The 7,261-nt window shown below is 59.7% G+C and carries 7 protein-coding genes; all 7 read left to right on the top strand.

What is annotated here, in order from left to right; translation table 11 throughout:
- Positions 1 to 1,041: rhodanese-like domain-containing protein (locus tag V5A26_RS10930; protein WP_332322509.1), on the top strand; the 1,041-nt coding region annotated here is incomplete at its 5' end.
- Positions 1,042 to 1,331: 290 nt separating this feature from the next.
- Positions 1,332 to 3,668: a molybdopterin-containing oxidoreductase family protein gene (locus tag V5A26_RS10925; RefSeq protein ID WP_332322508.1), complete on the top strand. Its 2,337-nt coding sequence runs from the start codon at positions 1,332 to 1,334 to the stop codon at positions 3,666 to 3,668.
- Between the two features lie 2 nt (positions 3,669 to 3,670).
- The gene (locus V5A26_RS10920) at positions 3,671 to 4,336 is read left to right on the top strand and encodes a 4Fe-4S dicluster domain-containing protein (RefSeq protein WP_332321977.1); all 666 of its coding nucleotides are present in this window, start codon (positions 3,671 to 3,673) and stop codon (positions 4,334 to 4,336) included.
- Positions 4,337 to 4,338: 2 nt separating this feature from the next.
- Complete coding sequence (gene nrfD, locus V5A26_RS10915) at positions 4,339 to 5,481, top strand: NrfD/PsrC family molybdoenzyme membrane anchor subunit (RefSeq protein WP_332322507.1); 1,143 nt, start codon at positions 4,339 to 4,341, stop codon at positions 5,479 to 5,481.
- A 5-nt stretch (positions 5,482 to 5,486) separates the two neighbouring features.
- Positions 5,487 to 6,158: a TorD/DmsD family molecular chaperone gene (locus tag V5A26_RS10910; protein WP_332321975.1), complete on the top strand. Its 672-nt coding sequence runs from the start codon at positions 5,487 to 5,489 to the stop codon at positions 6,156 to 6,158.
- A complete protein-coding gene (locus V5A26_RS10905) occupies positions 6,158 to 6,772 on the top strand; it encodes a helix-turn-helix domain-containing protein (RefSeq protein WP_332321974.1) in 615 nt (204 codons plus the stop codon). The genes V5A26_RS10910 and V5A26_RS10905 overlap by 1 nt, the downstream gene beginning before the upstream one ends.
- Before the next feature lie 41 nt (positions 6,773 to 6,813).
- A partial coding sequence (locus V5A26_RS10900) for an NAD-dependent epimerase/dehydratase family protein (protein WP_332322506.1) occupies positions 6,814 to 7,261 on the top strand: 448 nt, incomplete at its 3' end.

Genomic DNA, 7,261 nt, shown 5'->3' with positions numbered 1-7,261 from the left:
CAGACGCTGAACGAGTGGGTCGAAGCCGGGCTGGTCAACAGCGACGACGTGTACGCTGACCCGCGTGTCGCGGTCATTCGTGTCGACGCTGGGGAATACAGTTCGGGCCACGTGCCTGGGGCTGTCCCGCTGGCAGCAGGCGATGCGCAAGGTGCGGCGACGCTGAAAGCGACCCGCTTGGATGGACTTGCCGAGACAAAGGCCCTTGTTCCGACAGGGGAAACGGTCGATCAGATCATCCAGAACGCGGGTGTCGGACCGAACACGACCATCGTGCTCTCCGGGGACAACCCGATGTACGCCACCCGAGCGTATTGGGCACTCCGGTTCTGGGGATTCCCCCGTGAGCGCTTGAAACTCGTAAACGGTGGGTCGAGCGCGTATGACGACGAGTTCGGTCTGGTCTTCGAGGACGTACAAACGCCGGAAACCGGATACACGGTCGAAGGCTTCGAAGAGCCGAATTACGGTGTCAGGAAGGGCCTGAACGAGATGATCCAGCTTGTGGATGAGGGCTCCGCGTCGGTCGTTGACCAGCGTGGCGAAGGAGATGGCGAAGGTGAAGCGAAGATTGCGGGCAGCACCATCGATACGGCTGGGAGCTACCTCGAGGGAAGCTTCACCGGTCCGAACCCGTGGAAGTCCGCCGGGGAGATCGAAGATCACGTCTTCGGCTACGACGGCGTCGAGGACGGCGACGAAATCGTGACGATGTGTCACAGTGGCTTCAAGGGCACCGTTGCGTTCTTCGCTCTTGACGGGATCGTCGGCTACGACAATGTCGCCCTGTTCGATGGCTCGTGGAAGTTCAGCTGGAAGCAGTACAACGGCGAGCAGGACCCGACGCCGAACGACGCGTGGCGGACCGACATGCACGATCGGACTGAAGGCGAACTCACGGCGACAGATCAGCTTACCATTGATGAGGATCTCAACAACGAGCTGACAGAACTCGCCACACTCGATGCGAACCAGGTCAAGAAGGACGCAATCGAGTACATCGTCGGCGACACGAGCGGCGACTTCGGCTGCGGCTCGTAAACCGACCCGATTCCCGCTCGTGTAGCATCAGTTCTCGAACTTTCAGGTTCCTTTTTTGTGCGTTGAATACCGACGGCTCCATTCCTTTATTGGCACATGGTGGCAGGGAACCATTACTTATAAAACCCAAACCGGTCCCGAGTGTAGACTATCTCGGTACAGTTCTTTCATTCAACTGTGGACCAGCATGAGCTATCGACGATCATTTGCGGCTCGAACCATGGCCGGGATTCGAGGGACAGCAGATCCGGCAGACACCCGTCTCACACACGGGGTAGAGGTGTAAACGGATGAGCAATTCGACCCAATCCGAGAGTGGACTGACACGCCGGACGCTGTTGAAAGCGGGCGGCGCCGTCGCAGGGGCCGCCGCGCTCGGTGGCTGTCTCGGCGAAGAAGACGGGACGACAGACGTCGGGTCGGCCGAGTTCTCGACGGCATTCAGCAATTGCTGGATGTGCTCGCACAACTGTGGACAGGAAGTCACCGTGATGGATGGTCGGGTCGTAAACATCACCGGTGTCGACGGTCACCCACGCGGGAGTGCGGGTCCGGACACCGAAGGCACCCTTTGTCCGAAGGGACTCGCCCAGCAAGACAAGACTCACGATCCCAAACGGATCAAGGAACCGCACATCCGCCGAAACGGCACCCTGGAGAAAGTCAGCTGGGACGAAGCCCTACAGTATACCGCCGAGCGATTGGTACAGTTTGATGAAGAAAACGGTGCGGAGACCTTCCTCGACGCGACGAGTTGGGCTGAGACCTCGATCTTCCGGACCATCTGGAAAGACCTCTACGGGTCCCCGGAGCGGATCAGTCGAGGCATCCACGTCTGTGCCGGCCCGACGTTCGTGGCCGGCGGGATGATGGGCACCGGCACTAACAATCGAATCCCCGACTACCAGAACTCGGACTATATTATTGCGTGGGGCCGCAATATACTCAACTCCTTTGGCGGACAGTTCGAGGCCAAAGGCGTCCTCGAAGCTATCGAAAACCGCGGGGCGACCCTGGTCACCATCGATCCGAACTACACGGATACGGCCGAGAAGTCGGACCACTGGTTACCGGTCAAGCCGCGAACTGATGGCGCGTTGGCCCTCGCGATGGCCAATGTGATTATCGAGGAGGAGTTATACGACGAAGATTTCGTCGAGAACTTCACCCACGGCTTCGAGGCCTACCGAGAGGCTGCAGCGGACATGCCGCCGGCGGAGGCAGCCGAGATTACTGGCATTTCGGCCGACTCCATTCGCGAGATCGCTCGGGGCTTCGCAAAAGCAGCGCCGCGAGCCGGTATATCCGTGTGGACGGGAACGGCCCAGGCCGGCAATAGCTGGAAAGCCTCTCAGAACATTACCGCGCTGAACGGACTGGTCGGCAACATCGATCGGCCGGGCGGACTCAGGCTTTGGGAATACCCAAGCACGGCCTCTTTCGGCCAGGTGTGCGAGCAGGATTACACCAATCGGGCCGAGTTCAAGACGCCCGCGATCAACAAGTACGAAGAGTACGAGAAATATCCGCTCCGTCACATTACTGGCATCGGCCACAACGTCGTTCCGGAGATGGTCGAGAACGGCCACATCAATGGGATCGTCTGTCATCACGACGATCCGCTCAAGGACGGAAACACCAAGGCGTGGATCGAGGCGGTCGAGGCAATGGATCTGGTCCTTTCCATCGACGCGTACTGGAACGGGGTGTCTCGCCGCGCAGATATCGTGCTGCCAGAATCGACAAGTCTGGAGAAAGACACGTTGGGAACTGGTAATTGGTCGGCGTACCCTCGGCACAAATGGGTCACCGGTGGCAAGGCTGCTGTCGATCCGCGGTGGAACACCCGGCCGGATTGGGATATCCTCACGGGAATCGCGGAGAAGATGGCAACGGAGACGGGCAACGACGATTGGCGGATTTTCGAGCAGTGGGACTCTCACGAAGAATTCATCAACGCGAAGCTCGGGACCTGTGGGACCACGCTCGAGGACCTGTCCACTGGTGAGAACAACTACTGTCTCGTCGAGGAGTACGACTACGAGAAGTGGAAGGACGACGATCACTTCACGTTCCGGTTTGACCTCGACCAGATCGGTTCGTTTGCCCAGGCGGCCGAAGAGGCCGGGATGGGTACCGCTCCGGAATGGGTCCCACCGGGAACCTACGGCGATGAAATGTCGGACGAGTATCCACTCGAGTTCACTGACACCCGGTCGGTGTTTTTCTCTCACGGGAGCAACCAGCCTCACGAGCGGCTGCAAGACCATTACGCGAAACGCAACGGATTGAACGATGCGGACTATCGCGGCAATTACCTCTATATGAACCCGAAGGACGCGGAGTCGCGGGGGATCGAAAATGGTGACATGGTGTCCATCGAGTCGGCAGACGGTGAGGGCACGCTGATGGCTCACCTGACCGAACGCGTTCAGCCCGGGTTTGTCACCTCCGAATATGGTTTCGGCTCGACGTCTTCGATCACCTCCAGAGAGTCCGGACGCGGGAGCGACGATGCGGCAGACGGAATGAATACGATGATGTTACACACGGATCAAATGGACCCAATTACGGGGCAGCCGGACAGGCACATCGCGGTCGACGTGACGCCGACGGGGGGTGACTGAGCATGGCGAACGAAAGTGAACACTGGGTCTTCTACTTCGACCCGAACCGTTGTATCGGGTGTCACGCCTGCTCGATCTCCTGCAAGCAGTTCCACGGTCGGGGCTCGGATACTGACGATTGGCGCACCGTGACTCACCACGAGGTCGGAGAATATCCGAACGTGCAGGACGTCCCGATTTCGATGTCGTGCATGCACTGTCACGACGCACCGTGTGAGAAAGTCTGTCCGACGAACGCGATCGAGAAACGCGAAAGCGACGGTATCGTGACGATCAGTCGTGACGACTGCATCGGCTGCAAGTACTGTGGCTGGGCCTGTCCCTTCGGAGCGGTGGTCTACGGCGACGAGGGTCTCATGTCGAAATGTAACATGTGTCTCGGACAGGGTTCGGGCGGCGGTGCGGACGTCGAGGATACGCCGAAACACGAACTCGAAGACCAGGTCGATCCGAACTGTGTCTCGGACTGTGTGGGCGAGGCCATCAAGGCCGGTCCCCAGAACGAGATCATCGAGGAAGCCTCGCAGGCGGCAGCCGAACGGTTCAAATCGGGCGCAGTTGCAAACGGGCGGGTCATTGTCGAACCGCTCCAGGATAGCACGTCAGCCGTCGACGGCAGTGTCGACGCCACGACTGAGGTTACAACGCCGTTCAACGCAGGGGACTGACAATGTCCGCAATAGGTGGCGCTGAATGGCTGTGGTTGCCACACGTCCACTGGGGGGTCTTCATCGCGACCTACCTGTTCCTCGGCGGCGTGGCCGGTGGCGCGTATCTCACCTCGACCTGGGCGAGTTTCATGAAGAGCCTGCTCGGAACGAACCGGTTCATGGCTAAACTGTTGCTCGCGGACACGAAAGATCTCGAGCATCAGTTTTCCTGTGCAGAAACCTCCCGGTGGGGATCAATTATCGCGCTTCTCTCGATCGGTGTGGGGAGTATCGCACTCCTCTCCCACCTGGGAGCTCCGTTGCGGGCGTTGTCGTTCGCCTGGAACTTCACGAACTACGGGTCCTGGATGGTGATCGGCACGTGGTTGATCATCCTGTTCTCCCTGGCCGCCCTCCTCGAAGCGTTCTGGCTTCACTTCGGCATGGCGCTCCGGGACGAGTCCGGTCTGAGTCTCTTTCCCCGACGTATTATCGGCTGGATCGACCGCGTCATGCCCTGGCAGTCTGATCGAGGCATCGTCTGGGCCATTGATTCGGTTGCTGACCTGACCCGTCTGCCCGGCCGCGCCTGGGGTGCGTTCCGAATCCTCGGCGGCGCGCTCGCCGTGCTGGTCGTTATCTATACGGCGATGTTGCTGAGCGATCTGGCGGCTGTGCCGATGTGGAGCCGGACGTATCTCCCGTTCATCTTCCTGATGAGTGGGGTTTCGACTGGTATCTCGGCAGCCCTCCTCGGGACCGTGGCCAGTGGCGGGGCGCTAACCCGAGTCAACCACCGGTTCTGTCTCACGGATGACGTGATCATCATCGTCGAACTGGTGGCGATCGGGGCGCTCCTCTCCTTCCTCGCCAACAGTGCGAACGTCGGGTCACAGGCGACCCTTGCGGAGCTCTTGGGCACCTTCCAACTCGAGTTCATCGGGGGTGTGCTGCTCTTGGGCACCTCAATTCCAGTCGTGATCTCGATCACGGTAACAGTATTACATCAATTTACGGAGTTCGGCGAGTCGGTGTTCGGGAGTCGGGTACTCACCTACGGGTACGGGACGAAGTACGTTCTCGTTCTCGTCGGTGGGTTCCTCCTGCGATATGTCGTATTGCTCGCGGCCGTGAAAACACCGCTTGCGGTTCCGGGTCTCTGAGCACCATGGCTGATGCCACTCCCAATGATGGAAAGCGGTTGGACGAACCCGCGGCATGGAGCCAGTTGCAGGTGATCCTGTCGAACTGCCTGAAACATCCGGACGACTCGCTTCGCAAGGCAATCGTGGATGGCGCGCTGGAATCGGACCTCGAGGAAGCCATGGGTGCCGTCGGAGTGGAGGCCCCGTCCTCGCCGCCAGCTATCCACGACCGTGACCTCACTGAGGATTACGAGGCCCTGTTCGGCGCGTTTCAACGTCCCTTCGCCCCACCAGCCGCGTCTCCCTACAAGGAGTGGTATGACGATTCACGAAGCGGATTGATGGATGGGCCACCGGCCTCTCGGATGGAAAATCGGTACGAGGCCCTCGAAATAACGGTTCCCGAGGCCTATCCGGCCGACCACGTGGCACTTCAGCTCGAATACGCGAGTCTCTTGACAGAGGCCGGCGAATACGACGAACTCGCGGCCTTCGTCGAAACGGAACTTGACTGGATCGATGCGTTTGCCGAGATGGTCTCGGAGGCGGTCGCCGACGCGCCGTTCTATCGGTTCTGTGTCGACCTGTTGGTGGCGGTTGTGAGTGAACTCCGAATGCAACTCGGTGTTTCGGACCCGACATCGGACCAAATCACTGCGATGCTCGACCGTGTCGAACCGAACGTGACAGAATGATGAGCCAGGAGACTGTTCATGACGAAACACGGTGTCAATATCGACTGACCTACCAAGTTCGCCCACCGTCGGGTTGTCCGGTCCGGGAAAGTGCCGGGACCGTCTCGGAGCTTGCCGTGTACCGAACTGGCGAGGACCACCAGTGCGAACTGCTGGTCCGTGAGGAGGACGGAACGGTTACCGCCAAGCAATTCACCCGGTCCGCTGCGGACCCCTGTCCATATTCAGTTGTCGTTGATCATGGGGTACTCCCCCACTGTCGACCGGCCGATGCTGATGATGAAATTCTGCTGACGGTGTATGTCCATGAGGCTCCCGAGGCACAATTCATCAGCGAGGCGCTTGACGGGATCGCCGACGAAGTCGAGTTGATCGATTACGACGCTATGGACTCCGCTGAGTCGGAATGGACCGCCCGGGTCGACCTTGGCCTGCTCACTGAGAAGCGGCGGGCAGCCCTTCGGCAGGCCCTTCGAGAAAACTACTATCAAACCCCGAGTGGGACCACGATCGATGAGATGGCCGAGCGGGCCGGTATTTCGAGTTCGGCGTTTGCGACACGACTCCGCAAAGCCGAACGCGAGGTCTTCGATCAGATCCGCAACTCGATGTGAGCGGTCGCCACGGTTTTCCAGTCCCGGACCCAGCCTCTGATATGGACAGCGCACTCGTTATTGGGGGAACTCGGTTCATCGGCCGTCATCTCGTTCGCGATTTGGTTGACCACGGCTACGAGGTCACGCTTTTGAATCGCGGTCGACATGACAACCCATTCGCCGAGGCACCTCGCGTGGAGCAGGTCTCAGGAGACAGAACGGACGAGGCAGTGATCGATCAGGTGGCTGCGTCGGTCGATCCAGCATATGTGTTTGATGTCATAGCCTATCATCCACGGGCAGTCGCGCACGCGACTCGTGTGTTTTCGGACGTGGAGGCCTATGTCTACGTCTCCAGCGGGGCCGCATATGCGGAGGAGTCCATTCCAAAGCGCGAGGACGAAACGCCCATCCGGGATTGCACTCCGGACCAGGCAACCGACGATACCAACGCGACCTACGGCAATCGGAAAGCCGAGGGTGATCGGGAAGTTGCCAGGGCCGCGG

This window comes from Halodesulfurarchaeum sp. (assembly GCF_036626455.1).
In the GTDB taxonomy this organism is placed as follows: Archaea; Halobacteriota; Halobacteria; order Halobacteriales; family Halobacteriaceae; genus Halodesulfurarchaeum.
Note: the sequence above shows the minus strand (reverse complement) of the source record. Positions and strands in the feature narration are given on the sequence as shown.